26 protein-coding genes are annotated in these 26,918 nt (G+C 50.3%); 11 read left to right on the top strand and 15 right to left on the bottom strand.

Annotation, left to right across the window (positions count from 1 at the left end; translation table 11 throughout):
• The first annotated feature begins 232 nt into the window (after window positions 1–232).
• Both Z042_RS07630 and Z042_RS07625 read left to right on the top strand, forming a co-directional pair.
• Window positions 233–850, top strand: coding sequence for a TIGR04211 family SH3 domain-containing protein (locus Z042_RS07630; RefSeq protein ID WP_024911252.1), 618 nt, complete (start codon window positions 233–235; stop codon window positions 848–850).
• Window positions 851–961: 111 nt separating this feature from the next.
• On the top strand, window positions 962–2,197 hold the full coding sequence (locus Z042_RS07625; protein ID WP_024911251.1) for a multifunctional CCA addition/repair protein: 1,236 nt from the start codon (window positions 962–964) through the stop codon (window positions 2,195–2,197).
• A 56-nt stretch (window positions 2,198–2,253) separates the two neighbouring features.
• On the opposite strand, the gene bacA is transcribed toward Z042_RS07625, so the two are convergent.
• Together bacA and folB are read right to left on the bottom strand one after the other, a co-directional pair.
• Entirely contained in the window at window positions 2,254–3,078 is an 825-nt protein-coding gene (gene bacA / locus Z042_RS07620; RefSeq protein WP_024911250.1) for an undecaprenyl-diphosphate phosphatase, read from the bottom strand.
• Window positions 3,079–3,247: 169 nt separating this feature from the next.
• On the bottom strand, window positions 3,248–3,607 hold the full coding sequence (gene folB / locus Z042_RS07615; RefSeq protein WP_024911249.1) for a bifunctional dihydroneopterin aldolase/7,8-dihydroneopterin epimerase: 360 nt from the start codon (window positions 3,605–3,607) through the stop codon (window positions 3,248–3,250).
• A 107-nt stretch (window positions 3,608–3,714) separates the two neighbouring features.
• Here folB and plsY point away from each other — a divergent pair, with 107 nt between their 5' ends.
• Window positions 3,715–4,344: a glycerol-3-phosphate 1-O-acyltransferase PlsY gene (gene plsY, locus Z042_RS07610; protein WP_037406079.1), complete on the top strand. Its 630-nt coding sequence runs from the start codon at window positions 3,715–3,717 to the stop codon at window positions 4,342–4,344.
• A gap of 67 nt (window positions 4,345–4,411) precedes the next feature.
• Here plsY and tsaD read toward each other — a convergent pair whose 3' ends face one another.
• Window positions 4,412–5,425, bottom strand: a complete 1,014-nt coding sequence (gene tsaD, locus Z042_RS07605; protein WP_024911247.1) for a tRNA (adenosine(37)-N6)-threonylcarbamoyltransferase complex transferase subunit TsaD — start codon at window positions 5,423–5,425, stop codon at window positions 4,412–4,414.
• A gap of 287 nt (window positions 5,426–5,712) precedes the next feature.
• Between tsaD and rpsU the strand changes: the two genes are divergently transcribed.
• The 3 genes from rpsU (at window position 5,713) to rpoD (ending at window position 9,811) form a co-directional block, all read left to right on the top strand.
• Window positions 5,713–5,928: a 30S ribosomal protein S21 gene (rpsU, locus tag Z042_RS07600; RefSeq protein ID WP_001144069.1), complete on the top strand. Its 216-nt coding sequence runs from the start codon at window positions 5,713–5,715 to the stop codon at window positions 5,926–5,928.
• A gap of 135 nt (window positions 5,929–6,063) precedes the next feature.
• Window positions 6,064–7,815, top strand: a complete 1,752-nt coding sequence (gene dnaG, locus Z042_RS07595; RefSeq protein ID WP_024911246.1) for a DNA primase — start codon at window positions 6,064–6,066, stop codon at window positions 7,813–7,815.
• A gap of 157 nt (window positions 7,816–7,972) precedes the next feature.
• Window positions 7,973–9,811 (top strand): RNA polymerase sigma factor RpoD, encoded by a 1,839-nt coding sequence (rpoD, locus tag Z042_RS07590; RefSeq protein ID WP_024911245.1) that lies wholly within the window; start codon window positions 7,973–7,975, stop codon window positions 9,809–9,811.
• Between the two features lie 94 nt (window positions 9,812–9,905).
• On the opposite strand, the gene queF is transcribed toward rpoD, so the two are convergent.
• The 3 genes from queF to Z042_RS07575 are packed head-to-tail and all read right to left on the bottom strand — an operon-like array spanning window position 9,906 to window position 12,262.
• Window positions 9,906–10,742, bottom strand: a complete 837-nt coding sequence (queF, locus tag Z042_RS07585; protein ID WP_024911244.1) for an NADPH-dependent 7-cyano-7-deazaguanine reductase QueF — start codon at window positions 10,740–10,742, stop codon at window positions 9,906–9,908.
• Window positions 10,726–11,616, bottom strand: coding sequence for a queuosine precursor transporter (locus tag Z042_RS07580; RefSeq protein WP_024911243.1), 891 nt, complete (start codon window positions 11,614–11,616; stop codon window positions 10,726–10,728). Before Z042_RS07580 ends, queF begins: the two co-directional genes overlap by 17 nt.
• Before the next feature lie 28 nt (window positions 11,617–11,644).
• A complete protein-coding gene (locus Z042_RS07575) occupies window positions 11,645–12,262 on the bottom strand; it encodes a helix-turn-helix domain-containing protein (protein WP_024911242.1) in 618 nt (205 codons plus the stop codon).
• 635 nt (window positions 12,263–12,897) lie between these two features.
• On the opposite strand from Z042_RS07575, the gene Z042_RS07570 reads away from it, so the two are divergent.
• Entirely contained in the window at window positions 12,898–13,842 is a 945-nt protein-coding gene (locus tag Z042_RS07570; RefSeq protein WP_025297181.1) for a VirK/YbjX family protein, read from the top strand.
• Between the two features lie 66 nt (window positions 13,843–13,908).
• On the opposite strand, the gene lldD is transcribed toward Z042_RS07570, so the two are convergent.
• Genes lldD through lldP form a run of 3 tightly spaced genes read right to left on the bottom strand, consistent with a single transcriptional unit; the run spans window position 13,909 to window position 17,520 of the window.
• Window positions 13,909–15,069, bottom strand: coding sequence for an FMN-dependent L-lactate dehydrogenase LldD (gene lldD, locus Z042_RS07565; RefSeq protein ID WP_024911241.1), 1,161 nt, complete (start codon window positions 15,067–15,069; stop codon window positions 13,909–13,911).
• Window positions 15,070–15,088: 19 nt separating this feature from the next.
• The gene (lldR, locus tag Z042_RS07560; protein ID WP_037406030.1) at window positions 15,089–15,871 is read right to left on the bottom strand and encodes a transcriptional regulator LldR; all 783 of its coding nucleotides are present in this window, start codon (window positions 15,869–15,871) and stop codon (window positions 15,089–15,091) included.
• Window positions 15,868–17,520: an L-lactate permease gene (gene lldP, locus Z042_RS07555; protein WP_024911240.1), complete on the bottom strand. Its 1,653-nt coding sequence runs from the start codon at window positions 17,518–17,520 to the stop codon at window positions 15,868–15,870. Before lldP ends, lldR begins: the two co-directional genes overlap by 4 nt.
• A 300-nt stretch (window positions 17,521–17,820) precedes the next feature.
• Between lldP and Z042_RS07550 the strand changes: the two genes are divergently transcribed.
• From Z042_RS07550 to Z042_RS07535, 4 genes are all read left to right on the top strand, one after another.
• On the top strand, window positions 17,821–18,312 hold the full coding sequence (locus tag Z042_RS07550; RefSeq protein WP_024911239.1) for a GlcG/HbpS family heme-binding protein: 492 nt from the start codon (window positions 17,821–17,823) through the stop codon (window positions 18,310–18,312).
• Between the two features lie 450 nt (window positions 18,313–18,762).
• Window positions 18,763–19,632, top strand: coding sequence for an ABC transporter substrate-binding protein (locus Z042_RS07545; RefSeq protein WP_206187727.1), 870 nt, complete (start codon window positions 18,763–18,765; stop codon window positions 19,630–19,632).
• A gap of 93 nt (window positions 19,633–19,725) precedes the next feature.
• On the top strand, window positions 19,726–20,628 hold the full coding sequence (locus Z042_RS07540) for an ABC transporter permease (RefSeq protein ID WP_024911237.1): 903 nt from the start codon (window positions 19,726–19,728) through the stop codon (window positions 20,626–20,628).
• Entirely contained in the window at window positions 20,625–21,419 is a 795-nt protein-coding gene (locus Z042_RS07535) for an ABC transporter ATP-binding protein (protein WP_024911236.1), read from the top strand. Before Z042_RS07540 ends, Z042_RS07535 begins: the two co-directional genes overlap by 4 nt.
• Window positions 21,420–21,505: 86 nt before the next feature.
• On the opposite strand, the gene Z042_RS07530 is transcribed toward Z042_RS07535, so the two are convergent.
• From Z042_RS07530 to Z042_RS07505, 6 genes are all read right to left on the bottom strand, one after another.
• A complete protein-coding gene (locus Z042_RS07530) occupies window positions 21,506–22,528 on the bottom strand; it encodes an AAA family ATPase (protein ID WP_024911235.1) in 1,023 nt (340 codons plus the stop codon).
• Window positions 22,525–23,082: a nicotinamide riboside transporter PnuC gene (pnuC, locus tag Z042_RS07525; protein WP_024911234.1), complete on the bottom strand. Its 558-nt coding sequence runs from the start codon at window positions 23,080–23,082 to the stop codon at window positions 22,525–22,527. Before pnuC ends, Z042_RS07530 begins: the two co-directional genes overlap by 4 nt.
• 200 nt (window positions 23,083–23,282) lie before the next feature.
• Window positions 23,283–23,861, bottom strand: a complete 579-nt coding sequence (locus tag Z042_RS07520; RefSeq protein ID WP_024911233.1) for an ATP-dependent Clp protease proteolytic subunit — start codon at window positions 23,859–23,861, stop codon at window positions 23,283–23,285.
• A gap of 218 nt (window positions 23,862–24,079) precedes the next feature.
• The gene (locus Z042_RS07515; protein WP_024911232.1) at window positions 24,080–24,835 is read right to left on the bottom strand and encodes a GntR family transcriptional regulator; all 756 of its coding nucleotides are present in this window, start codon (window positions 24,833–24,835) and stop codon (window positions 24,080–24,082) included.
• Window positions 24,836–24,848: 13 nt separating this feature from the next.
• A complete protein-coding gene (locus Z042_RS07510; protein ID WP_024911231.1) occupies window positions 24,849–25,589 on the bottom strand; it encodes a sugar isomerase domain-containing protein in 741 nt (246 codons plus the stop codon).
• Window positions 25,590–25,606: 17 nt separating this feature from the next.
• Window positions 25,607–26,917 carry a PTS ascorbate transporter subunit IIC gene (locus Z042_RS07505; protein WP_024911230.1) on the bottom strand — a complete coding sequence of 437 codons (1,311 nt, stop codon included), beginning with the start codon at window positions 26,915–26,917 and terminating at the stop codon, window positions 25,607–25,609.
• Window position 26,918 lies beyond the last annotated feature (1 nt).

Genomic DNA, 26,918 nt, shown 5'->3' with positions numbered 1-26,918 from the left:
GAACTTGCACAGCGACAGAGTCAGCCAGCCACACGCTATCCGCTAGCGCACAATGGCGATTATCTTACCGCGATTCCCCTTGACTTGACGCGGTTGACTACAGAAAAAAGCGATTACGCTGTAAAACATGGCGCAACACACCGGTAACTTGCAGTATGACGGCGATAGCGTTGCACCATCAGGCTGAACGCTCTACTATCGGTCTATTAATTCACTCAGAAACGATGAACTCATGCAGAAATTACGCCTGATTTACCTTGCCATGCTGAGCTTCAGCATCACTTGGGGCGCACATGCCGAAGATAAACGCTATATCTCCGATGAATTAAATACTTACGTCCACAGCGGCCCAGGGACCCAATATCGTATTGTTGGCACCTTGAACGCCGGTGAGGAAGTCACCCTCTTGAGCGTGAACGAAAACAACAGCTACGGCCAGATCCGTGATTCCAAAGGGCGCACCGTGTGGATCCAACTGGACCAACTAAGCCAGACGCCTAGCCTGCGAACTCAAGTGCCAGAGCTGGAGCAACAGGTGAAAGTTCTGACCGACAAACTGGCCAATATCGACAATAGCTGGAACCAGCGCACGGCCGAAATGCAGCAAAAAGTGGCTGCCAGCGACAGTACCATCAACGGCTTGCGGCAGGAAAACCAGGATCTGAAAAATCAACTGGTTGTGGCTCAAAAGAAGGTAAGTGCGGTTAATCTGCAACTTGACGACAAACAGCGCACCATTATTCTGCAATGGTTCATGTATGGCGGCGGCGTTGCGGGAGCTGGTTTACTGCTTGGCTTACTGTTGCCGCGTCTGGTTCCACGCCGTAGGAATAATCGCTGGATGAACTGACCTCCCCCGTGTGGGCACCTGCGGGTGCCCTTTTCAGAAGGTTTGTGCATCTGCCTCTCAATTCATACCATTTGACCTACCGAGTTATTAAACCTATTCAGGAGTTAAACCGTGAAGATTTATCTGGTCGGCGGTGCCGTCCGTGACAGCCTGCTCAATATCCCAGTGTTCGATCGCGATTGGGTGGTAGTCGGGGCCACACCTGCCGATCTGTTGGCGCGCGGTTATCAACAGGTTGGTAAAGACTTCCCGGTATTCCTCAATCCAGAAACCCATGAAGAGTATGCGCTGGCAAGAACGGAGCGTAAATCAGGCCAGGGATACACCGGGTTTACCTGTTATGCCGCGCCGGATGTCACTCTGGAAGAAGACCTGCTACGGCGCGATCTCACGATTAACGCTATAGCACGCAGTGAAGATGGCGAATTGATCGATCCCTACCACGGCAAAGCCGACCTTGAAGCACGGATTTTGCGCCATGTCTCCGCAGCCTTTGGTGAAGATCCCTTGCGCGTGCTGCGCGTGGCACGTTTCGCAGCCCGCTTTGCCCACCTGGGTTTTACCATCGCCCCAGAAACCAACACGCTCATGCGACAGATGGCAGAAAGCGGTGAGCTGGCGGCACTGGTGGCAGAACGCGCCTGGAAAGAAACCGAAAAGGCGTTACAGAGCCAGAGCCCACAGGTTTACTTCCAGGTTTTGCGCGACTGTGGCGCACTGAAAGTGCTCTTCCCAGAAATTGACGCACTGTTTGGCGTGCCAGCCCCCGAAAAGTGGCACCCGGAAATCGATACCGGTGTGCATACCCTGATGACGTTGGCCATCGCAGCCCAGCTCAGCCCGGAAGTGGATATTCGTTTCTCGGCACTCTGCCACGATCTTGGTAAAGGCATCACGCCGCAGGATTTATGGCCCCATCACTACGGCCATGGGCCTGCGGGGGTGAAACTGGTTGAAACCCTGTGCCAACGGCTACGCGTGCCTAATCCAGTGCGTGAATTGGCAAAACTGGTGGCTGAGTTCCACGATCTGATCCACACGGTCAATAAACTGCGCCCGGAAACACTGCTGAAGCTGTTTGATGCCATCGATGTGTGGCGCAAGCCCCAACGGTTGGAACAGATGATCCTCAGCAGCGAAGCCGATGCCCGTGGCCGCACCGGTTTTGAAAACAGTCCCTACCCACAAGGTGATTACCTGCGCCAAGCGTATCAGGTCGCCAACGCAATCTCGGTAAAAGAGGTGGTAGCAAGTGGTTTACAAGGGCAGGCAATCCGCGATGAACTCAAACGCCGCCGCCAACAGGCATTGGCTGAGTGGAAAAAAAGGCAGGAACCACCGGTCTAAAAAACCCGACATTGCACTGCACCCCGAAACAACGCATCAAGGTGCAGTGCGGCAGTTTACATAAACACCATGTAGACCACAGCAGCCACGATAAAACGGTAGATGGCAAACGGCACAAACGAAATACGCTTGATCAGTTGTAGGAAGGTTTTAATCGCGATCAGCGCCACCACAAAAGCGGTCAGAAAGCCGACGGCAAACATCGGTAAATCGCCCAAGGTCAAGAAATGCAGGCTTTTGTACAGATCCAGGCCGCTGGCCCCCATCATCATCGGCACCGCCAGAATGAAAGAAAACTCAGACGCCGCGTAACGGCTCACCCCCACCAGCATGCCGCCAGAAATGGTGGAGCCTGAACGGGAAAAACCCGGCCACAGCGCCAGGCACTGAAAACACCCGATCGCAAATGCCTGCCGATAAGTAATGTCATCCAACCCAACCGCAGGCGGATTTTTCGGTTTCAGCCATTCAGCCACCAACAGCAGCACACCGCCCGCGACCAGGGCATACATCACATTTTTCGGTTCAAACAGTGATTTGATCACATCGTGGAACAGCAACCCCAGCACCACCGCCGGGATCATAGCCAACAGAATATGGCCCAGTTTCAGGTGCCCAGTGCTTTGCCCATCATGCTCCACCGGCTTCCCGCCAAAATGAATACCAATCAGGCCGAACAGGCGGCGCCAGAACACCACAACCACCGCTAAAATCGAGCCCAGTTGGATGATCACTTCAAACGTTTTGGCCTTATCCCCGGTAAATCCCAGCCACTCGCCCACAATAATCATATGCCCAGTGGAAGAAACCGGCAGGAATTCGGTTAACCCTTCAACCACCCCTAAAACAAACGCCACAAACAATGAATGCATGTCAGCCATGAAACTGTTTACCCTATTTCAAATTTAACACGACATACCCCACCACTTTCACACTGCGGCCAACCCCACCACGGTTTGAAAAGATAAAAGGGTATAAACATAAAAAGCGGCTGTGTTTATGACGTTGCCGCTTAAAAAATCGTAGTAGCACAACCTGAATAGTGCTCAATCAGGCAGGGCGCGTACCGCGCTCGATAATCACACCTACCCGGCTGGCATGCGCAACCGCCCCAGGTTTGCTGACCTTAATACGGACCCATGGAGATTTAAAGCGCTGGAGCAATATTTCGGATACCTCTTCCGCCACCCGTTCAACCAGCGCAAAACGGTTCGGTTGCACATGCTGAATAATGGCATCGCTGATATCGGCATAGCTCAGACAGTCGTTCACATCGTCGCTGGCTGCGGCTTGGCGGTTATCCCAGCCCATTTCGATATCGAACACCAGCTTCTGTTGAATAGTTTGTTCCCAGTCGTAAACGCCAATGGTGGTGATCACCGTGAGCTCTTCAATAAATACGATATCCATCACGTCATTCTCAGTTTTTGGCTTTGCCGGATACCACTTCCAGCGGAATGTGCGTATTATCCATGGATATTGCGAGTAAAACGACCATTATTGAACGGAACCGCGTTATGAGTGCTACCGCGCTTGGCATGATTATCTTCGCGTATCTGTGTGGCTCAATTTCCAGCGCGATCCTGGTTTGCCGGATCGCCAGGCTACCAGATCCGCGTACATCTGGATCAGGGAATCCAGGGGCAACTAACGTTCTGCGTCTCGGCGGCCGTCTCGCGGCAGCCACGGTGTTGATATTTGATATTCTGAAAGGAATGTTACCTGTCTGGCTGGCCTACGCGCTGAACGTTCCACCGTTGTATCTTGGGTTGACAGCGATCGCCGCCTGCCTTGGTCACATTTATCCGGTGTTCTTCCATTTTCGCGGCGGCAAAGGCGTTGCTACCGCCTTTGGTGCCATTGCCCCGATTGGCTGGGATCTGACGGGCCTGATGACCGGTACCTGGCTGCTCACCGTGCTGTTGAGCGGCTATTCGTCGTTGGGGGCGATTGTCAGTGCCCTGATCGCACCATTTTATGTCTGGTGGTTTAAACCCCAATTTACCTTTCCGGTCGCCATGCTTTCCTGTCTGATCCTGATGCGCCATCACGACAATATTCAGCGTTTGTGGCGTGGTCAGGAAGGCAGGATCTGGGGGAAATCCCGTAAGAAGAAAGAAGCACCTGCGGAACAAGAAAAGAAATAGTTAAGAGCCGACGATCTTCGGCTCTCAGGTTGCGCCCCTCGCTTGCACGCAAGCCTGTAGCCTAAGCCTAGACCGCGGGCAACTCCGCTAACGGCCAACGCGGGCGCACAGAAACATTCAACGTTGAGTTAACCCCGCCTTTCAAGCGTATCAGCCCTGCATAAGCGATCATTGCCCCGTTGTCTGTACAGAATTCAGGGCGGGCGTAAAACACTTCACCACCACGTTTTTTCATCATTTCCGCCAGCCTGGCGCGTAATGTACGGTTAGCGCTGACGCCACCGGCCATCACCAAACGTTTAAACCCGGTTTGCTCCAACGCACGTTTGCATTTGATTGCCAACGTATCCACCACCGCATCTTCAAAAGCACGGGCGATATCAGCACGCGTCTGCTCATCATCACCGTTGGAGCGAATGGTATTAGCGGCAAAAGTTTTCAGGCCAGAAAAGCTGAAATCCAGCCCAGGACGATCGGTCATCGGGCGTGGGAAGATAAAACGCCTTTCAGTGCCCTGTTGTGCCATTTTAGCCAACATTGGGCCGCCGGGATAATCCAGCCCCAACAGCTTGGCAGTTTTATCAAAGGCTTCACCGGCCGCATCATCAATTGACTCGCCCAATAATTCATATTCACCAATGCCAGTGACGCTAATGAGCTGGGTATGCCCGCCGGACACCAGCAGTGCCACAAACGGAAACGCGGGTGGATTATCTTCCAACATCGGAGCCAACAGATGGCCTTCCATATGATGCACCGGCACCGCTGGCACGTTCCAGGCAAACGCCAACGCACGGCCAACGGTCGCCCCTACCAGCAAGGCCCCTACTAAACCCGGCCCTGCGGTGTAAGCCACACCGTCGATATCCGTAGCGGCCAAATTTGCTTCTTTCAACGCTGCCTGAATCAGCGGTACCGTTTTGCGCACGTGATCGCGCGAAGCCAATTCCGGCACCACGCCACCATAATCGGCATGCAGTTTCACCTGGCTGTACAATTGGTTGGCTAATAAACCGGCCTGATCGTCATACACTGCAATTCCGGTTTCATCGCAGGATGTTTCTATACCCAGTACTCGCATTACATTTCCCATCATTCACGTGCGGCCATCAGTTTACCATAATCATGGCCGTTTGCGGGTGGCATTCCCCCAGAAGGGCGATAGGCGATAAACCCGAGCAATTTTTCCTGCGTAGTGTAAGCTATGCCCGCTCTTGCACATGGCTGCTTGTGGATAAGGGCCGCGGCCTGTTTCAATTTGCTATGGTGCTTTACAAAGCAGCATCCATTGAAGTAAAATTCCGCACCATTTTGAAAAGGCTGGCGCTTGGCCAGCAGCAAACCGAATTCTATTGAGGTGAGAGGCACATGCCGGTAATTAAAGTACGTGAAAACGAGCCATTTGACGTTGCTCTGCGTCGTTTCAAGCGTTCCTGCGAAAAAGCGGGTGTTTTAGCTGAAGTTCGTCGTCGTGAGTTCTATGAAAAACCGACTACCGAACGTAAACGCGCTAAAGCTTCTGCTGTAAAACGTCACGCGAAAAAACTGGCTCGCGAAAACGCACGCCGCACTCGTCTGTATTAATCCTTCGGGGGTAACCCCACCGCGTGATTTTTTCTTTTTCAAGAACACGCAGACTGAGTAGTTGCATACGAAGGCCGTGCTTTCCGAAAGGAATGCGCGGCTTGTTCTCGTTTATAGGCAATCGAATAGAGGCTTATGGCTGGGCGAATTCCACGCGTATTTATCAATGACTTGCTAGCTCGCACCGACATCGTCGATTTGATCGACGCCAGGGTCAAGCTCAAAAAGCAAGGCAAGAATTATCACGCGTGTTGTCCGTTCCACCATGAAAAAACGCCTTCATTCACCGTTAATGGCGAAAAGCAGTTTTATCACTGTTTTGGCTGCGGCGCGCATGGTAACGCCGTTGATTTCCTGATGAATTACGACCGGCTTGAGTTTGTCGAAACCATTGAGGAGTTGGCGACCCTGCACGGGCTGGAAGTCCCTTACGAAGCAGGCACCGGGCCCACGCAGATTGAACGCCATCAACGCCAGAATCTCTACCAACTGATGGAACAACTCAGTGCGTTCTATCAGCAGTCCTTACACCAAGCCAACGGTGTACAGGCGCGGCAATACCTGCAACAGCGCGGATTAAGCGAGCAGGTTATTCAGCATTTTGCCATTGGTTTAGCCCCCACCGGTTGGGATAATGCGTTGAAGCGTTTTGGCCGCGACGCCGATAACCGTACTGCATTGAACGATGCAGGAATGCTGGTCACTAACGAACAGGGGCGAACCTACGATCGTTTTCGTGAACGTGTCATGTTCCCCATCCGTGACAAACGTGGGCGGGTGATCGCTTTTGGTGGCCGCGTGTTGGGTGATGGTATGCCGAAGTACCTGAACTCGCCGGAAACCGAAATATTCCACAAGGGCCGCCAGTTATACGGCTTGTATGAAGCGCAGCAGAGCCACCCTGTCCTACAGCGTTTACTGGTGGTAGAAGGTTATATGGATGTGGTGGCATTGGCGCAATACGGCATTAATTATGCCGTCGCCTCACTCGGCACGTCGACCACCGCGGAACATATTCAATTGTTATTCCGCGCCACGGATAACGTTATCTGTTGCTATGATGGTGACAGAGCCGGGCGCGAAGCTGCCTGGCGAGCGCTGGAAACCGCACTGCCCTATCTTAACGATGGGCGCCAGTTGCGGTTCATGTTTTTGCCCGATGGCGAAGATCCGGACACATTGGTACGTAAAGAAGGCAAAGACACATTCGAGCAGCGCATGGAACAGGCACAACCGCTTTCCACTTTCCTGTTCGAGACGTTAATGCCGCAGGTTGATTTGAGCAGCCCGGATGGGCGAACCAAACTCAGTTCGCTGGCTATTCCGATGATCAGCCAAATACCAAGCGAGACGCTGCGCCTGTATTTACGGCAAGAGCTTGGAAAAAAGCTGGGCATTCCAGATGAGTTCCAACTTGAGAAGTTGTTAAGTAAACAGGCTGAAAATGCGAATACTTATCAGGTACCGCAGCTAAAACGTACAACCATGCGTATACTGATAGGATTACTGGTACAAAACCCGCATTTGGCTACACTTGTACCTTCCCTGGCAGGATTACAACAGGCCAAATTGCCAGGGTTAACGCTTTTTACCGAGCTAGTTGAGCTTTGCCTGGCCCAGCCAGGGCTAACAACAGGCCAGATTCTCGAAGAATATCGAGAGACAAAATTCAGTGCCAGCCTTGAAACTTTGTCCGCCTGGAACGATATATCTGATAATGAGATCGCAGAAGAAACTTTTCTGGACTCTTTGAATCATATGTTTGACTCAGTACTTGAACAACGGCTAGAAGAGTTATTGGCACTATCTCGTACTCAAGGGTTAACATCCTCAGAACGAGAAGAAGTCCGTATGATCAATGACTCAAGAGCCGGAAAGAAACATTGAATACCAAACGGCTTAAGTGCCGATAAATGCGAGGGTAAAACCCTGCAACATGCCGTCATAGTGGGCTCCGGCAACAACAAAAACGCCCCAAATGCTATTGTTGGCGGTTTCGCCGACCGACACCAACCCAAATACTCTGAAGTGTGGACACCGTCTTATGGAGCAAAACCCGCAGTCACAGCTGAAGCTACTTGTCACCCGTGGTAAGGAGCAAGGCTATCTGACCTATGCTGAGGTCAATGACCATCTGCCGGAAGATATCGTCGACTCCGACCAGATCGAAGACATCATCCAGATGATTAACGACATGGGCATCCAGGTAATGGAAGAAGCACCGGATGCCGATGACCTGTTGCTTGCTGAAAACTCAAACAACACAGACGAAGACGCGGAAGAAGCTGCCGCTCAGGTGCTCTCCAGCGTTGAATCCGAGATTGGTCGTACTACTGACCCGGTACGCATGTACATGCGTGAAATGGGGACCGTTGAACTGCTGACGCGCGAAGGCGAAATTGACATCGCCAAACGTATCGAAGACGGTATTAATCAGGTGCAGTGCTCCGTCGCTGAATACCCGGAAGCCATCACCTATCTGCTGGAGCAGTATGATCGCGTCGAAGCGGGCGAAGCACGCCTGTCCGATCTCATCACCGGATTTGTCGATCCTAACGCGGAAGAGGACATCGCCCCAACCGCTACGCACATCGGTTCAGAACTGACAACCGAAGAGCAGGATGACGACGACGAAGACGAAGATGAAGAAGATGATGCTGAAGATGACAACAGCATCGATCCAGAATTGGCACGCCAGAAGTTCGCCGAGTTGCGCGATCAGTACGAAGCCACTCGTCTGATGATCAAAAAGAACGGCCGCAACCACACCAGTGCAGCAGAAGAAATCCTGAAGCTGTCTGAAGTGTTCAAGCAGTTCCGTTTGGTGCCCAAACAGTTCGACTTCCTGGTCAACAGCATGCGCACCATGATGGATCGCGTTCGTACTCAAGAACGCCTCATCATGAAATTGTGCGTTGAACAGTGCAAAATGCCGAAGAAAAACTTCGTCGCTCTGTTTGCCGGTAACGAAACCAGCACTAACTGGTTTGATGCCGCACTGGCAATGGCTAAGCCATGGGCAGAAAAACTGAAAGACGTCAGTGATGATGTACAGCGTAGCCTGCAAAAGCTGCGTCAGATTGAAGAAGAAACCGGCCTGACGATTGAGCAGGTGAAAGATATCAACCGCCGTATGTCGATCGGTGAAGCAAAAGCCCGCCGTGCGAAGAAAGAAATGGTTGAAGCCAACCTGCGTCTGGTTATCTCTATCGCCAAGAAGTACACCAACCGTGGTCTACAATTCCTGGATCTGATTCAGGAAGGCAACATCGGTCTGATGAAAGCGGTAGATAAGTTCGAATACCGTCGTGGTTACAAGTTCTCAACTTACGCCACTTGGTGGATACGCCAGGCGATTACTCGTTCTATCGCTGACCAGGCACGTACCATCCGTATTCCGGTGCATATGATTGAGACTATCAACAAACTCAACCGTATTTCGCGCCAGATGTTGCAAGAGATGGGCCGAGAGCCAACGCCGGAAGAGCTGGCTGAACGTATGCTGATGCCGGAAGACAAAATCCGCAAAGTGCTGAAGATCGCTAAAGAGCCAATCTCCATGGAAACGCCGATTGGTGATGATGAAGATTCACATTTGGGCGATTTTATCGAGGACACGACCCTTGAGCTGCCGCTGGATTCTGCTACCTCCGAAAGCCTGCGTTCTGCAACTCACGACGTTCTGGCTGGCCTGACTGCGCGTGAAGCAAAAGTGCTGCGTATGCGTTTCGGTATTGATATGAACACTGACCACACGCTAGAAGAAGTGGGCAAGCAATTCGATGTTACTCGTGAACGTATTCGCCAGATCGAAGCCAAGGCATTACGTAAACTGCGTCACCCAAGCCGTTCAGAAGTGCTTCGCAGCTTCTTGGATGACTAAAGCTTACTGATTTCTCAGCCTAACGCCCTGATAACCATCAGGGCGTTTTTTTATTGCTGCTACAACCCCACCCTAATCTGCAAATTGATCGGCATTATTGCCTGACCAAACGTGGTACTACCGGGCTTTCTTCAAAGTTGCTACGGAACGGATTAATATCCAGGCCGCCTCTGCGAGTATATCTTGCGAAAACGCTTAACTTCTCTGGCTGGCAGTAACGGTTAATATCATTAAAAATACGCTCAACGCATTGTTCATGGAATTCATTATGCATTCTGAACGAGATAATATAACGGAGTAATTTTTCTTGGTTTATTTTATTACCCTGATATTTGATAACAACGCTGCCCCAGTCAGGTTGATTAGTGACCAGGCAGTTTGATTTCAATAAATTGGATGAAAGCGTTTCAGAAACATGTTCATTAGAAACCGAATCATGAAGAATTTCTGGATTGAACTGGTAGTCATTAATTTCGATATCCAGATGATCGATGCAATTCCCTGGCAGCGAGGTGATAGTTTCTGGATAACCATTCAGATCGGGGTAGAGTTTGACCTCCACCTTACCATCGGCTGCTAATGACAGATCCTTTTCAAGCAGTGTAATAACCTGCTCCGTGGTATCAAATTTTGTTTGATTGAAGCTGTTAAGGTAGAGTTTAAATGACTTCGACTCAATAAGATGGCTACTGGTTGCCGGAATAATAAACTCTGCAATGGCGACAACAGGTTTACCTTTATGATTCAACCAGGAAAGCTCGAACCCAGTCCATAAATCAAAACCTGAGAATGGTAAATTATCAGACTTTATATTAATACTGTCTCGGTTACGCGAACGTGGTAATGACTCCAGTAAATCAGGAGAATAATGCTGGGCATACTCCGTCGTTTTACCCAGTAAAGTTATTTCATTATTAACTTTCATACGCATTCCTTTCTGTTTTACGGACTTCCGCATTAATATATCGTCTGAACAACTCACGCGTAGCGTAGATAGGGCCAACACCGACAACCGCATAGATTAATTTTATGATGAACTGCGACATGATCATGATTTTTATCGTGTCCATACTCAGAACATTGTAAAAAGCCAGTGTACAGAATATAACACTATCAATGGCTGAGGCCACAACGGTACTTGTGATAACACGGATAAATAAATATCTGGAATTTGTCAATTCCTTTATTTTACATAATAGCCATGAATTCACGTTTTCTGAGACAAGATAGGCGGCAGAAGAGGCAAACAGTACGGCGATAATGCTCTCAACAAATGCCCCATAGGATTTATTCAATTCCCATTCATCCAGGCCAGGAAATAGGCTGGAGATCCAAAGCCCGCTCACAAAAACAATATTAGCGATAAATGAGGTAAATATTGCCCGCCTAGCCATTCGCAACCCAAAAAATTCATTAAGAATATCTACCAGGATAAAAGTGAGAGGGTAGAAAAAGATTGCCGGTGGTGCGATAAAATTGAAAAAAGGAATTGTGATGGGTTTTATTCCACTCACCGTACAAAGAATATAAATCACGCTGAGGGCAAGGTTAATAATGAGGTAAGCATACCAGGATCGCTCATGCCTATCCCCCAAATCATAAGACGTTGTAGTATTGGTATCTCCATATAAACGACGATAGATAGCTTTCAGTTCATTTCGGTTAAAGTCATCAGTAATTGTGCTATTTTCTAGTTCTTGCAAGCTTATACTCATATGCTTGCCTGTTGCAAGAACCATAACATTAGCAGTAATAACATTAGACCGACTGAATCCGAGTAATTTATACTTTTTATTATGCTCCATTGAGTGCTTATCCTTAAATGTTTTAAATTTAATTCGATTGTATTCTCTCTTCAATCACGGCACCTAATAACCTTTCACCAGCTTGGGGCATTTCATTAACTGCCTGATTATTCTGTTTAAAATAAATCCCTTTTTCTTTTGAGTAGAACAAAGCAATCTGTTTGCTTGAGGGGAAAACTTTGCGCCTGATGATCAAAATATCACCGGGAAAGAAAATATTATTCATATTCTTTTCAACCCGCAATGCAATCATGTTTGATACATCACCAAAATACCAAGTCACGGGATATTGGGTAACAAGAGAGCCAATTCTATGTTCAAAGCACAGCATAATTTCTGATTGGGGAATAACAGGAATGGCTGCGGGGTTTTTATCCCCTTCGGGAGATAACGTTTTTTCAATTAATTCAATATTTTCTAAATCACTGTTTTCTATTATGTCACAAGGGACACCAAAGAAATCGGCAATACGGGTTACAGTTGAGTGCTGAACATTATTCACCTTACCTTCAAGGATTTTATATAATGTTGCACGCGTCACTCCAGTGCGGTTAGCGAAGGAAAGCTTGGTCTCACCACGGCTTTTGATGATATATTCTATATTATTGATTATATTCTCTTTTCTTTGTAACCCCGACACCTTCATTAACCACTTTCCTTGCCACTCACATTTTATCTTAAGATACAAATATTTCTGATGTATGTCTATATAATCTCCTCTTGGAGTTGCAAGAAAGAATACATATGTCTCATTTTTATGTATCTTTTTTTGTGATTTTTTTCATAAAATTCAGTTAATTAATAGTGGCTGTAATCACTTTTGCATTCAAAGTGTATTCTTTTTTGTTGACTTTATAGGTAGGTAAGCATTAAATTTTCCTTCACAAAGAAGTCGCATTAAGTAAGAAGTTTCTTTTAGCAGTTTTTTTTCTGCCAATACCAGGGAATTACAGCAGTAATAAAGACTCACAAGTTCAGGCACAATAAGCTGAAGCCTATACTAAGGTATGCGTTTTGGCTTTAGCCTGGATTTGTGGATCTTAGCAATTCTGTTGTTCATCAAGTGCATATCATTGTTACATAAAATCATAATACGAAATCATCAATACCATGTACATTCGGTAGCGACTGAAACCGGTAATCAATATGGATTGAGGAAAGTAACGCAATAATATGCAAAGTTATTTAGTAAAGAACAAAAAATAGATCACAGCATTGCTCTACCGTTTAGTGATGCCTTGATTAAATAGTGCTAAACATTATTTAATCAAGGCATCCAATATGCATAGGCATGATTACCCACTTATCTCATCCCCCCCAGCCAATGGTTGGCACTTGATGGCAGCGTTGATGAGTGGTGCGATACTACCGAGCCAATCCTGGAGTAAAACCTCATTTCGTCTAAAATTTCTTAGCCGCTCATTGTTGCATTGGCGTATTACCCACAAGCTTCTAAACTGGTTGGCTAAACATCCGTTACTAGAGAAAATCCTGCACGCTCAACCTAATCTGCCCTGTAAACTGCATCGCCCGTACCTGAGCGCTTATATGAACCAAGCCGCGGGCCTAGCCGCCTTGTGTGAGCATTATGATTTTATTGAACAACGCATGCCGCCAAAAATGCGCCTGGGTTATCTCGGCAGCACGCCCTTTGTCTTAAACCAGATTACGGGCAAAGGCGGTGAGCGATATACACTGGAATTGTCAGCCATTGATAATCTGAATAAAGAAGGGGAAGCCACACTTCTCATGCGCAATGCCATGGGGGCCATGTTAGCGGAAATTACCTTTACCCTAATGTATTACCAGCAAAAGCTCACCTTGTTTATCGGTGGCCTGCAAGGAGCCAAAAAACAGGTGCCTTACATTGAAATCCCGAATGCCACCAAAGCCTGCCACGGGCTGTTTCCCAAAAGACTGGTATTAGAAAGTATTACATATCTCGCCTATCACCTGGGCATTCATCACATTATGGCTGTCAGCAATGCTAGCCACATCTACCAAAACTGGCGCTATAAAAGAAAAAAACGAGACGTACTGCATGCAGATTACGATCAATTTTGGCTGTCGATAGGAGCCAGACAACTCACTTGCGGTTATTATCAGCTACCGACGCGTATTACACGGAAACGGCCTGAGGATATTGCCAGCAAAAAACGTGCGGAATACCGCCGCCGTTATCAGTTGCTGGATGCAGTGGAACAAGGGATAGCGCAGCACTGCTAAAGACCCGTTCATGTTCCTGCTGCAAATATCTGCCTGCTTGCGCTGGGCCGTGGTACATCAGGCCAATTAGCCCAGCGCAACACCCTGTTTTTCCTCCTGTACCAATGAATCATGGCTGATTTCAGCAATACTCTTGGCACCCGTGAGCGTCATGGCAACACGCATCTCTTTTTCGATAAGATTGAGCAGGTTTTCCACACCGGCCTCGCCAGCCGCCGCCAGAGCGTAGACATAAGCCCGCCCCAGTAGCACGCTGTCTGCCCCCAGGGCAATCATGCGCACCACGTCTAAACCATTACGAATCCCACTGTCAGCCAGGAGGGTGATATCGCCTTTTACCGCATCGGCAATCGTAGGCAGCGCACGGGCAGAGGAGAGTACCCCATCAAGCTGGCGGCCACCGTGGTTGGAAACCACAATACCATCCGCACCAAAACGCACGGCATCACGCGCATCATCCGCATCGAGAATCCCTTTAATCACCATCGGCCCTTCCCAGAAATCACGGATCCATTCCAAGTCATGCCATGAAATAGCAGGATCGAAGTTGCTTGCCAACCAACCGATGTAATCCTCCAATCCGGTGGGTTTACCGAGATAAGCAGAAATATTTCCCAGATCGTGCGGGCGGCCGTGCAGGCCGACATCCCAAGCCCAGGCGGGGCGAGTAACAGATTGCCAATAGCGGCGCAGCGCGGCATTCGGGCCGCTCATGCCCGAATGGGCATCGCGGTAACGAGCGCCGGGGGTTGGCATATCGACGGTAAACACCAGCGTGGAACATCCTGCGGCCTTGGCACGCTCCAATACATTGCGCATGAATCCACGGTCTTTTAACACATATAACTGAAACCACATGGGGCGCTGGATCGCCGGGCTCACTTCTTCAATAGGGCAGACAGACACCGTGGAAAGCGTAAAAGGGATGCCTTTTTTATCTGCGGCTCGTGCGGCCTGCACCTCACCACGGCGGGCATACATACCGCACAATCCCACAGGAGCAAGCGCCACCGGCATTGATAGCGTTTCGTTAAAGAGCTGAGTTTCGAGGCTGAGCATTGACATATTTTTCAATACGCGCTGCCTTAACGCGACCTGGGCAAGATCTTCGGTATTACGCCGCAGCGTGTGTTCGGCGTAAGCACCACCGTCAATATAATGAAACAGGAACGGCGGCAGCTTGCGTTGCGCTGCGCCGCGATAGTCACTGGCTGCTGAAATAATCATGGCATGGCTTCCTTATGGCTTACAGTGAGTCTTCATCTGGCAGACGGGTAATACGCGCCTGTCTTGCTTCATCTTCATGCAGGTTTTTAATGGTGGAATGCACGAATCCAAGGTGGTTTTTTGCCGCCCGGCCCGCACGTTCAGGATCGCCTGCCAGAATTGCCTGTAACAGTGCGCCATGCTGTTCAGTGAGGCATGCGAAGATCACCGGCACGGTATACATACGCTGGCGGCTATGCATGACGGAACACTGCATCAAATCGAAAAAACCGCGCATGGTTTGCAGCAAAACCACATTATGCGAGGCTTCCGCAATCGCAAGATGAAAACGCACATCGGCCTGAGCCGCCAGATCAGGGTTGTCGCTCTCTTTAAACTGCAATGTGGCATCAAAACAAACCTGTAGCTTCTCTTTATCTGCTTCAGTGGCACGCATGGCAGCGTGCCAGGCTGTACTGGCTTCAATAGCGTGGCGAGCTTCCAAAATGTCATAACGATAATTAGGATCGCCAGCCACCAGCTCTTTCAGCGGTTCTACAATCCGCTGTTCAGACCAGGGCGGCGTTTCGATATGGATATAGTTCCCCCCGCCGCGTCGGCTGATCAGTCTGTTTTCACTAATCAGTTTTTGAATCGCTTCACGCAAAGAAGAACGTGATACGCCTAGCTCGGTAGCTAACTGGCGTTCGGCGGGTAAACGCATCCCCGCCTCCAGTTTGCGTTCACGGATCATCGTTTTAATCCGTTCGGCCAAAACATCGGCCAAACGAGGTTGAGGATACGGCGGCGGGTTTACTGTCATGGGATCATCCACGTCAGCACATAGGCCTGTAACGTGGTAATGACGCCAACGATACAGGTGAATATCAGGCTGTGTTTTACCGTAAAACGGAACAAGTCAGACTCTTTACCCACTAACCCAACCGCTGCACAGGCAATGGCGATCGATTGTGGTGAAATCATTTTTCCTGTTACGCCGCCTGTGGTATTCGCAGCCACCAACAAAACATCCGAGACACCAATCTGTTGCGCAGTCGTGGCCTGGAGGGCGGCAAACAGCGCGTTGGATGAGGTATCCGATCCCGTCAGGAATACCCCCAGCCAGCCAAGAAACGGCGAGAAAAAGGTGAATGCTCCCCCGGTATGGGCCAATGCCAGCGCCAGCGTTGCCGACAGACCGGAATAGTTAGAGATGAAGGCAAATGCCAGCACCATACCGATGGAATAGATTGGCAGCGCCAGCTCTTGCAGAGTTTCAACGAAGGTGGCAACAGCCGCTTTGGGTTTCATTCGCAAATAGATCACCGAAGCAAGCGCTGCAACCATAATCGCGGTGCCAGTGGCCGAGAACCAGTCAAGTTTGAAGACGGCGGCATATGGCGTGATTGCCGCCACAACCGGTGGCATTTTTGCCACCAGCTTATCCAGAAAAGGCACCGAGAAGTTGAATACCCAATCTTGTAACGCGCCACCTTTAACGAACAGCGCTTTAAACGGAGGGATACTCCACAGGGTGACCGTCGCCGTCAGGAAAATAAACGGCATCCAGGCGCGAATAATCTGCCCTAACCGATAGTTTTGCTGTATTGGCGCTGGCTGGCTACCAGAAGCTTCATCGTTAAAACGGAAAATGCGTGTTGGCTGCCAAACGCGCAGAAACAGCGTCAGGCACACCAGCGAAACCAGGGAAGAAATGATATCCGGCAGTTCTGGCCCAATAAAGTTGGAGCTTAGATACTGTGCCACGGCAAACGAGCCCCCCGCGACCATCACCGCTGGCCAGGTTTCTTTAACGCCGCGCCAACCATCCATGATCGCCATAATCCAGAACAACACGATGATCGTCAAGAAAGGCAGTTGACGGCCCACCATTTGGCCAATTTCGAAACTGTCTAATCCGGTCACCTGCCCGGCAACGATAATGGGAATACCCATGGCCCCGAAGGCCACTGGCGCAGTGTTGACGATCAGGCAAAGCCCCGCTGCATACAGCGGCTTGAATCCCAACCCGACCAGTAAAGCCGCCGTAATCGCGACTGGTGCCCCAAAACCGGCAGCCCCCTCCAAGAAAGCCCCAAAACAGAACCCGACAATCAGCATCTGCAAACGCTGATCGGGCGTAATAGAGAGGATCGAAGAGCGAATAATATCAAACTGCCCGGTTTTGACCGCAATTTTGTAAACAAACACGGCGGCGATAATGATCCAGGCAATCGGCCAGAGCCCATAAAAGAAGCCATAAACCACCGAGGAAAGTGCGCGATCAATCGGCATCTGGTAGAGAAATAACGCCACGAGCAGAGCCATCCCCACGGTCAGCGTCGCCGCAATGTAACCCTTGAGCTGAAGTTTAATCAGCGCGAAGAAGAAAAAGAGAATCGGGATAGCCGCGATCAGGCTAGACAGCCAGATATTCCCCAGTGGATCATAAACTTGTTGCCAAACTTGCATGCCGATATCTCCAAAGATCCTTTACTTTTCAGCCCCACATTATTGGCCCTACCAATATGGAGAAGTAATATAATTGCTGGTTGATTGTTAATTAATGGTTAATGGTATGCAATATTGATGTTTTCTTTTTTGCCGTATTTGTGCGGGGAACGGATGTTTTTTAGCGATTGGTAGGACCACCAGTAGGTAGTTCTACGGTATGCGATAGGTAATGGACCGAATAGTTTCTTGGCCAACTGGGTGCTTAAAATACAGGCTATACTTATCCCAATCACAACATAAGCCTATAAGGAATTTAAGATGATTAAGCCTCTTGCCCTAACCTCAGCCTTATTTCTCGGTTTACTGACTCAAGCCAACGCTGCCGCTCTAAACGCCGAACGTAATATTTCTCTTGCACTGGCTACCGATCTGGCCAGCCGCACGGTAGCAATTTGCCAGGCTGCTGGGCACAATGTAACGGTAACCGTTGTGGATCGTGCTGGTATCATTAAAACCGTCCTGCGTACCGATAATGCTGGCCCTCATACTGTCAAAGCTAGCGAGCAAAAGGCATTCACTGCTTTATCGACCAAAACCCCAAGCGGCCAAGTAATGGAAAACAGCCAGAAGACCCCCGCAGCGAATAACCTGAAAGATATCCCTGGTTTCTTATTGTTGGGTGGCGGTGTGCCAGTGAAAGCCGGTGATGAAGTGGTTGGTGCAATCGGCGTTGCCGGTGCGCCGGGCGGCCATTTGGATGCACAATGCGCTACCGAAGCCTTAGAACAGATCAAATCGCAGCTTAAATAATTGCCGTTTTATCACGAACACACGTCATAACGTATACAGCCCCTCGTCTCCTTCGAGGGGCCGTTTCATCCCCTCGCAACGCAGCAGTCTCCCTCTCAGCACCGTTATCTATTCAACGTGATTTTAAACCGCGGGATGGCCTGAACCCGTGAAACAGTCATTGCACATAAGCGCATTTAAGGGAGACAGCCTGGAACATTCCGCCCGTAGCAACAGAAATCGCCTGTTCTGCTTCCCTAGAAACAGATATTATGGCAGCTTGAGGATTCAGCAAAACACTCTTCGAAATACCCAGTACGGTTCATAAATGACTCGGCTCTGAACCACTTACACTTATTCTAAAAGGATGTTTTTATGCCCTTGAACTGTCGAAAACTTTTTATAACCCTCACGGCAGCGTTGTTTGCTGTAAACGGCTACGCAGCAAGCGCGCCGAAATCCGTGGCGATCGTGTCTATCGTTGATCATCCCGCGCTGAATGCCACGCGTGATGGCATCATTGATGAGTTAAAAGCCGCAGGGTATGACCAGGATAAGGTAAAAATTCAGTTCCAGAGCGCACAAGGGAATATGGCTACCGCGGGGCAGATTGCCCGTAAATTCATCGGTGACAAACCTGACGCCATCGTAGCGATCTCCACTCCGGCCGCCCAGTCGGTGGTAGCTGCCACCAAGACCATTCCGGTGGTATTTACTACCGTTACCGATCCCGTGGCAGCCAAGTTGGTCAGCAGTTGGCAGCCAAGCGGCACCAATGTCACCGGCGTTTCTGACAGCGTGGCTATCGGCCCACAGGTTGACCTGATTCTGAAGGTGAAACCGGATGCCAAACGGGTTGGTATGGTCTACAGCCCAGGGGAAGTCAACTCAACGGTGGTCGTCAAAGAACTGAAAGATGAATTAACCAAACGTGGGATGACGCTGGTTGAAGCCCCTGCTCCGCGCACGGTCGATGTCACTCCGGCCGCGAAGAATCTGGTGGGTAAAGTTGACGTGATCTATACCAATACTGATAACAACGTTATCTCCACCTACGAATCCTTGGTCAACGTTGCTAACCAGGCTAAAATTCCGCTGATTGCCGGTGATAACAGCGTTGTTAAACGCGGGGCCGCGGCTGCTCTAGGTATGAGTTACTACGATCTTGGCCGGCAGACCGGTAAAATCGTTATTCGCCTGTTAGAAGGGGAACAGCCTGGTACGATAGCGCCGGAAGTCGGGAACAAGCTCAGTCTGAGCGTGAATCCTGCCGCCGCAGAGAAACAGGGAGTCACCCTCTCTGCCGATCTCATACAGTCAGCACAAGAAGTCATTAAATAATTCTTTGCGCCACATGCTCAATTAAGCATTTTTTACACCGGGTATGACTGGCCCGCCGAATGTGGCGGGCCAAGGTTTTTTTATGAGGTTTGCATGTCGTTGATTTCCCTTATGGGTGCCTTAGAAATCGGCCTGATCTTTGCGCTGGTGGCGCTGGGTGTGCTGATTTCCTTTCGCCTGCTCAATTTTCCCGACTTAACGGCCGATGGCAGTTTTCCTTTAGGCGGAGCAGTTGCCGCAGTCATGATTGTCAGTGGTTATAACCCTTGGCTGGCATGCGGTATGGCCGCCCTGGCGGGCGCCGGTGCCGGTTGTTTAACCGCCTGGCTGCATGTGCGGTTGGGTATTCTTCAACTGCTGGCCAGTATTCTGGTCATGATTGCTCTGTACTCCATCAATCTGCGCATTATGGGCGCGCCGAATCTGGCTCTGATTGGCCTGCCCAGCGTATTCACCCCTTTCATCAGCCAGGTTGAGGATAATGCCTGGCTGATCCAGCCGATATTGCTGCTGTTTGTGGTGTTGTTTGCCAAGCTGGCGTTGGATGCATTCCTGACGTCAGAAATGGGGCTTGCCCTGCGTGCTACCGGCGCCAACCCACGCATGGCTCGTGCCCAAGGGATCGCGACCAGCCGGCTCACGGTCATTGGCATGGCGTTATCCAATGCGTTGATTGCGCTGGCGGGCGCTTTCTATGTGCAAACCCAGGGCGGTGCTGATATTTCCATGGGGATCGGGACGATTGTGGTCGGCCTGGCGGCGGTGATTATCGGTGAGACGTTATTGCCCGCGCGCAGTTTATACCTGATCACGCTTGCCACTCTGCTAGGGGCACTGCTCTATCGTTTGATGATCTCCCTGGCTCTGAATGCGGATTTCATCGGCCTACAGGCACAAGATCTTAATCTCATCACTGCGGTGCTGGTGACACTGGCGCTGATCCTGCCGAAGCTGAAACAAAAACTAAAAAGCAAGCAAGGGAAGCAGCCATCATGATGCGTGCCGAACAGTTATTTAAAACCTTCAATCCAGGCACTCCACTGGAAAATCCCGTGCTTCGTGGTTTATCCCTTAACATCGAAACCGGGCAATTTGTCACCGTGATTGGCAGCAATGGCGCGGGGAAATCCACCTTACTCAACGCCGTTAGCGGTGATATTACGCCTGACCGGGGGCGGCTGTTTATCGGTGAGCAGGATGTCACCTTGATGCCAGCCTGGCGCCGTGCGGGTATGGTGGCCCGGGTGTTTCAGGATCCACTGGCCGGCACGTGTGAAGGGTTGAGCATTGAGGAAAACCTGGCGCTGGCGCTCCAGCGCGGCCAATCTCGAGGGTTTCAGCGCGCGGTGAAGAATAAACAGCGGCAACTGTTTCGGGACAAGCTGGCTACGTTGGAGCTGGGGTTAGAAAATCGCCTGGGCGATCACATGGGGTTGCTTTCCGGGGGGCAACGGCAGGCGGTCAGTCTGCTGATGGCTTCCTTGCAGCCTTCCCGTTTATTGCTGCTGGATGAACATACCGCAGCGCTCGATCCCAAAACGGCAGCCTTTGTGCTGGCGCTGACGGATCGGATCGTTGCAGAGCAGCAGCTTACCGTGCTGATGGTGACACACTCCATGCGCCAGGCGTTGGATCACGGCCATCGTACCGTGATGCTGCATCAGGGGCGCGTGGTGCTGGATGTCAGCGGTGAACAACGAGCCAAGATGCAGGTGACCGATTTGCTGGCAATGTTTGAAAAAACACGCGGTGAAAAACTAGACGATGACGGGTTGCTACTGAGTTAATTTTAAAGATTATTTTTCAGGGAAACAGCCCTCAGCCAGGCGAGTAAAAAGCCTTCATGATTTTGATACTGAAGGCTTTTTTTACGTTAGGCGATGTCCGCAATGTGAGGAGGCAAGTGGTTGAGGATCTGCGTTAATCGTTGTGCCACGCTGCCGGTAACGTATAAGAAAGGAATGTTACGCTGGGTCAATTCATCGATATACCATTGCTGTTGCCGTTGGCGGAATGATTCACCTTGGCGAGTGCCATCCTGCTGAAAGGGGAAATCGTCGGCGCAAAGCACAACGGTATCATAATGTTGGCAGGCTAATGCTTCCAATGCCGGATCTGCTTTGCCAAACATCGCCAGTGAATAAAATAACGTGGTCAGTGGCGAAGTATCACAAACCAAATAGCGATTAGGGCGGGCAGTCATTTCCCGCAAAATCTGGGTTTGTGCAATCTCCAGCAGGTCATCGAAAATCAAATGCCCTTTCCTTTGCTCCCAACGCTCACGGCCATACTCACTGATAGACAGCGTGTCTAGCGCAGCAGCCAATGCAATGCTTAACGTACTCTTACCCGTGGATTCGCCGCCCAGAATACAGATGCGGTGAACAAAGTGAGCATACACTTCAGGAGCGACAAGATGCCGATATCGATGAATATCGGAACGAATTAAGGTTCCCGATCTCGCTCCCGGCCCCGACTCACGCTGTAAGCGCACATGCAGAACTTGCCGCTGAAAACGCGTACTGAGTACTTGGGCGAAGCCATCACCATAGTCCTCGGCGGTGAATACGGCTTCAGGCATGACGTTCAGCTGTTGCAGGCACAATGAGGCCACGAAATGACGGTGCGAATCGTCATCACTGTCATTATGTGGCATCGGGCCAATGCCCCAGGCTAAAGCCTCTTCAGGAGCGAGCACCAGAATATGTGCCTGCGGGAAACGAGCCTGAAGATAACACCGCCGTCTGGCTGGGGCAAAGCCGGGGAGTTCGGGTAAGGAATAACTGATAATGACCAATTTTTCGCACACCTCAAGCGCAGCATTAATCAGTATTTCATGGCCCTGATGTAAAGGCGCAAACTTACCCACGATCAGCCCAGTAGCAAAGCGTTTCATAGGGTTTTCATCTCCCGGCGCCATTGATAAAGCCCGTACCAGGCATTACACCAAAAGATAAGATAGAGGCCAGCAGTGAGATATAACTCGCGTGAAGCATAAAGAGGGACTGCGATGGTATTGACCAGCAGCCAGGCATACCAGTTTTCAATCCTTCTCCCCATCAGCATAAACTGCGCCATGATGCTGAATGTCATGATCAATGAGTCAAGCCAGGGGGACCAAGCGTTGGTAAAACTGTGAAGGATATAAGCATAGCCTGATGAGACACACAACGCTGCGAAGGCAAAGGCAGCGAGTCTCCATCCTGGGGTTTTACGGATGGGGATTGCGCTCCCCTGGTTGCCTTTTAACCAATTCACCCAACCCGCGATACTGCTGGCAATAAAAAAGATCTGAAGCGTTACATCGGCGTATAGCTGAACAGAAAAAAATACCCATCCGTACAACAGACAACCAATAATACCTATCCACCAGGTATGTACATTATTACGTGCAGCCATCCATACTGAAGCCGCGTAGGTTGTACTCGCAGCCATTTCAACCAAAGACATTGGTATTCATTCCTTTAGACAAAAACATGATGATGTGCCGATCTTACTGGAATACGCCGCAGGCCATCAGTAATCCCCAGACAATTAGTATTGTTGCGGGAATAGAAAGCCAGATTCTCAGTCAACGTGTTATGCAAAAACAGGGGCGCCAGCAGATCTATCTGTAGATTGTTGTACCAAATCAGTTTTTTGAGAAAAAATCAGGCTATTTCCTTGTCGCTCACAATGGATTTTGATACCAAGCCATACTCGATCGCTTCTGCTACTGGCATCCAAAAATCGCGTTCGATGTCGCTCAAGACTTTTTCCTGTTTCTGTCCAGTCTCTTTCGCAATTAAAGCAGCAATGCGTTCCCGTATACGGATAATTTCTCGTGCCTGAATGGCAACATCGGTAGCCTGGCCGCCAATACCACCGCTAGGCTGATGGATCAGAAAACGTGTGTTTGTTAAACAGAAGCGACGTTCCTTTGGCACAGACAGGAACACATTAATCGCCGCACTCCCTACCCAACCGCTGCCTATCATGTTAACCGGGGCACTAATAAAGCGGATAACATCGTGGATCACATCACCCGACTCCACATGGCCGCCGGGTGAACAAATCAGGAAATTGATCGGCGCAGAGGATTCGTCAGAAAGCGCCACAAGCTGCTTGACGACATTGTACGCTACCGTATCGTTGATTTGCCCAAACAGCAGAACAGTTCGAGACTTGAACGTTCTCTCATCCAAAAAGGCATCGCGCTGAGGAGAACTCATTTCCGTTTTTTCTTCCATCTTATACCTTGACCGTTTATGTCTCATCCCCGCCATTAAAGCACGGGGCAGTGATTTAACTCGTGTTGCTTAATGAATCAACCCGTTCACCAGAGTTACCAACCCAGCACTCACCTGGATTTGACCAAATATGGCAAAGATAGCCATAGCAGCAATCGTCGCTACAAGCCCCTCAACAGTTACCGTATCTGTCAATCGTTCCATAAGGCCACTCAAACTCATTGCTCTTTATTGATGGTACAGTTCCACTGCTGATTTACCACACTCTGATTGGCAATAATCTGTAACGACAGCGTGGCATTCTGGGTATGCGTGATGCTGTACTCAAGCACCACATCATCCAGATTACTGGCGATGCGTTCAATCCTGAACAAAGCGCTGTTTTGTTCCAGGTCCAGCAAGCTGGCCAATTTGGCATCGCAGATAACCGGCAAATAGCGCTCAGTCGCTTTGGTTGGGGAATAACCGAACGTTTCGCGTAGCTGTTCATACAACGAGCTACTTTCATCAATATGGCTCAGATCGTTATACACCCGGCCATTCAAGTAAGTGATCGAATGGCCCATCACCTGCTCCTCTTGTATAAACAACCGTTCAAGGCGCATCAGTTGGCTACCCAAATCCAGCTGCATCCGGTCGGCCACCTCTTGGTTGGCCATTGTCGATAACAGGGACAGGATCTCTACCTTAACCGGCATGACCGAGTTGAAGGTCACCAGAACATCCGGCAGGTCGGTATAATATTTGTGCAACGCATCACGATTAATAAAGGTGCCTTTACCCTGCTCCCGATACACCATGCCGATGCTGGCCAACGAATCTATCGCCTGTTTGATAGTACCGCGGGCAACCTTGAACTCATCGGCGAGCAACAGCTCGCCGGGCAGTTTATCGTCGTAGGTAAAGGTGATGATCCGTTGCAGGATGATGCCTTTTATCCTGAGATACAGAGGGAGTCCGTCCGACTCAAACATACTCATGCTCCACTCAGAGGTAGTGTATTTGGCTCCTATATGCGTCAAGTATATCCTGATTTATCTTCTGATTACCGTCTATGTTTGCGCTCGCCAGGATCGGTGGCGTGCGCTGTTTTTCCTGCATCAGTTCGCAGATCTGTAGCACCAGGCTGTTGGCGATGGTTGCTCCCATGATGGTCGATAGCGGCGCTGCCTTCTGGGCCAACCCCGGCAGGCTAACGGCAGCATCGCCATACTCGCATTGGTTATCGATGGTGATATCCGCGATATCCACCAACAGCTTGCCGCTGGAGTGGCGCGAAGTTACGCGCGCCGCCGTGGCTAAACTGGTGATGGCGATCACCTTGGCACCACAGGCCCGCGCAGCCAGAGCAACATCAATAGTAATGGCATTGCGACCAGAAACCGAGTGCACCAGCAGCGTATCCCCCGCTTGCAACGGCGACTGTTCAACCAGCACCCGCCCCAGCCCCTCCACGTTTTCCACCGCGCTGGTCAGCGTCAATGGCCGGACGTTGAGCATCAAAGCGGGCGTAAACAGCGGATTAACGATGGCCAACCCACCCGCACGGTAACTCATTTCCTCCGCCAGAATCCCCGCGTGGCTAGCTCCGAAAACAAACAGGTTGCGATCGGCTAGCACCGTCTCTGCCATAACTTTCGCCGCGCATTTTAACGTATCAGGCTGCTGCTCCAACTGGGCCAGCTTCTGCCGGATTTGTTGGTAATACTGAGTCAATGCCTTGCTCATACCCTTTCCTCATAAAGTCAGAATGTCAGTAGCCTGGTCAACGCTGCAATCAACGGGGCCAGAACAAACATATCGCTGTCACCGGCCCACAGCGCGGTGTCAGGGATAGTGTTACTGATGAAGTAATTGACGCAGAAATACTGCCCCCAGGCTACCACGGTGGAAGTGATAAACCCGGCCAGCAACGCCCCTTTATAGCCACCGGTGATATTGCCAAACACCCCCGCCGTACCGGCGTGGAAGAAAATCACGATCATGCTGGGGATAAACACGTAACCGGTATAGCGGCCTATCAGGGTGAGCCACAACAGTGAGCCGACAAAGGCACCCACGAAGCCCAACACCACCGCATTAGGGGCAAAGTTAAACAGGATGGGGCAGTCAAGCGCTGGTTTGGCGCCGGGCACCAAGCGTGAACCGATACCGTTAAACGCGGGCACCATTTCACCGATGAACATCCGTACCCCAAGCAGCACCACGGCGATACCACCGGTAAACATCAGTGACTGTTTTAACGCATAAATGTAGAAGCTCAGATCGCCAGACTGTACCAGAATTTCAGCCGCCTTTGGCGTGCCCTTGATTTGCAGAATAAACGTCCCGATGAAGAACAACAGCGACATAGTCAACGCCGTCACCACGTTGGAATCCCGCAGGAAACCGAGTTTCTTCGGCACCTTGATGTCTTCAGAACTGATTTTGTTGGCAGCAAAAATCTGGCCAAACAGCGCCCCCAGCAAAGCCACAGAGGCCGAGGTGTGCCCTAATGCCACGTTATCGTTGCCGGTGATTTTACGCACCCAAGGCTGCACCAGCGCAGGCTGCAACGTCCAGTAGAGCCCCATAATCACCGTCAGCATCAGCGTCAGTTGCAGGCCGGAAATCGCCGGGTTACTGTTGACCATCACGCCGGCAAAAATCATCGTGGTCCAGAACATCATATGGCCGGTCAGGTAGATATATTTAAAGCAAGTCAGCCGGGCCAGCAGCAGGTTCAGCGCAAAACCGCCCGCGATGGCAATGGTGACGCTACTGCCATAGCGTTCGGTGAAATGCACCTGGCCGATAATGTTGGTTAAACTCATTGAGCTCAGGCCGAACACTTCTGTCCAGATGGGCTGAAAGATCAACAGGGCCGAGACGATAATACCCGCTCCGGCACCGATGATCAGAAACCCCAGAATGCCTTTCAACGTGCCAGAAACAATGTCCGCCAGCGGTTTGCCTTGTAACACCAGGCCCAGCAGAACAATCAGGCCGATTAAAATAGAAGCTTCCCCAAAAATATTGACCGTGATCCAGCGCAATACCCCCAGAAACTCGCTCATG

Origin of the sequence: Chania multitudinisentens RB-25 (genome assembly GCF_000520015.2) — a bacterium.
Lineage (GTDB): Bacteria > Pseudomonadota > Gammaproteobacteria > Enterobacterales > Enterobacteriaceae > Chania > Chania multitudinisentens.
Note: the sequence above shows the minus strand (reverse complement) of the source record. Positions and strands in the feature narration are given on the sequence as shown.

What these genes read in the sequence shown, in the direction of transcription:
- Z042_RS07630 (WP_024911252.1), top strand. Translation starts at nt 233, where the DNA reads ATGCAGAAATTACGCCTGATTTACCTTGCCATGCTGAGCTTCAGCATC.
- bacA (WP_024911250.1), bottom strand. Translation starts at nt 3,078, where the DNA reads ATGGCTGACATGCATTCATTGTTTGTGGCGTTTGTTTTAGGGGTGGTT.
- folB (WP_024911249.1), bottom strand. Translation starts at nt 3,607, where the DNA reads ATGGATATCGTATTTATTGAAGAGCTCACGGTGATCACCACCATTGGC.
- plsY (WP_037406079.1), top strand. Translation starts at nt 3,715, where the DNA reads ATGAGTGCTACCGCGCTTGGCATGATTATCTTCGCGTATCTGTGTGGC.
- tsaD (WP_024911247.1), bottom strand. Translation starts at nt 5,425, where the DNA reads ATGCGAGTACTGGGTATAGAAACATCCTGCGATGAAACCGGAATTGCA.
- rpsU (WP_001144069.1), top strand. Translation starts at nt 5,713, where the DNA reads ATGCCGGTAATTAAAGTACGTGAAAACGAGCCATTTGACGTTGCTCTG.
- dnaG (WP_024911246.1), top strand. Translation starts at nt 6,064, where the DNA reads ATGGCTGGGCGAATTCCACGCGTATTTATCAATGACTTGCTAGCTCGC.
- rpoD (WP_024911245.1), top strand. Translation starts at nt 7,973, where the DNA reads ATGGAGCAAAACCCGCAGTCACAGCTGAAGCTACTTGTCACCCGTGGT.
- queF (WP_024911244.1), bottom strand. Translation starts at nt 10,742, where the DNA reads ATGCGTATGAAAGTTAATAATGAAATAACTTTACTGGGTAAAACGACG.
- Z042_RS07580 (WP_024911243.1), bottom strand. Translation starts at nt 11,616, where the DNA reads ATGGAGCATAATAAAAAGTATAAATTACTCGGATTCAGTCGGTCTAAT.
- Z042_RS07575 (WP_024911242.1), bottom strand. Translation starts at nt 12,262, where the DNA reads ATGAAGGTGTCGGGGTTACAAAGAAAAGAGAATATAATCAATAATATA.
- Z042_RS07570 (WP_025297181.1), top strand. Translation starts at nt 12,898, where the DNA reads ATGCATAGGCATGATTACCCACTTATCTCATCCCCCCCAGCCAATGGT.
- lldD (WP_024911241.1), bottom strand. Translation starts at nt 15,069, where the DNA reads ATGATTATTTCAGCAGCCAGTGACTATCGCGGCGCAGCGCAACGCAAG.
- lldR (WP_037406030.1), bottom strand. Translation starts at nt 15,871, where the DNA reads ATGACAGTAAACCCGCCGCCGTATCCTCAACCTCGTTTGGCCGATGTT.
- lldP (WP_024911240.1), bottom strand. Translation starts at nt 17,520, where the DNA reads ATGCAAGTTTGGCAACAAGTTTATGATCCACTGGGGAATATCTGGCTG.
- Z042_RS07550 (WP_024911239.1), top strand. Translation starts at nt 17,821, where the DNA reads ATGATTAAGCCTCTTGCCCTAACCTCAGCCTTATTTCTCGGTTTACTG.
- Z042_RS07540 (WP_024911237.1), top strand. Translation starts at nt 19,726, where the DNA reads ATGTCGTTGATTTCCCTTATGGGTGCCTTAGAAATCGGCCTGATCTTT.
- Z042_RS07535 (WP_024911236.1), top strand. Translation starts at nt 20,625, where the DNA reads ATGATGCGTGCCGAACAGTTATTTAAAACCTTCAATCCAGGCACTCCA.
- Z042_RS07530 (WP_024911235.1), bottom strand. Translation starts at nt 22,528, where the DNA reads ATGAAACGCTTTGCTACTGGGCTGATCGTGGGTAAGTTTGCGCCTTTA.
- pnuC (WP_024911234.1), bottom strand. Translation starts at nt 23,082, where the DNA reads ATGTCTTTGGTTGAAATGGCTGCGAGTACAACCTACGCGGCTTCAGTA.
- Z042_RS07520 (WP_024911233.1), bottom strand. Translation starts at nt 23,861, where the DNA reads ATGGAAGAAAAAACGGAAATGAGTTCTCCTCAGCGCGATGCCTTTTTG.
- Z042_RS07515 (WP_024911232.1), bottom strand. Translation starts at nt 24,835, where the DNA reads ATGTTTGAGTCGGACGGACTCCCTCTGTATCTCAGGATAAAAGGCATC.
- Z042_RS07510 (WP_024911231.1), bottom strand. Translation starts at nt 25,589, where the DNA reads ATGAGCAAGGCATTGACTCAGTATTACCAACAAATCCGGCAGAAGCTG.
- Z042_RS07505 (WP_024911230.1), bottom strand. Translation starts at nt 26,917, where the DNA reads ATGAGCGAGTTTCTGGGGGTATTGCGCTGGATCACGGTCAATATTTTT.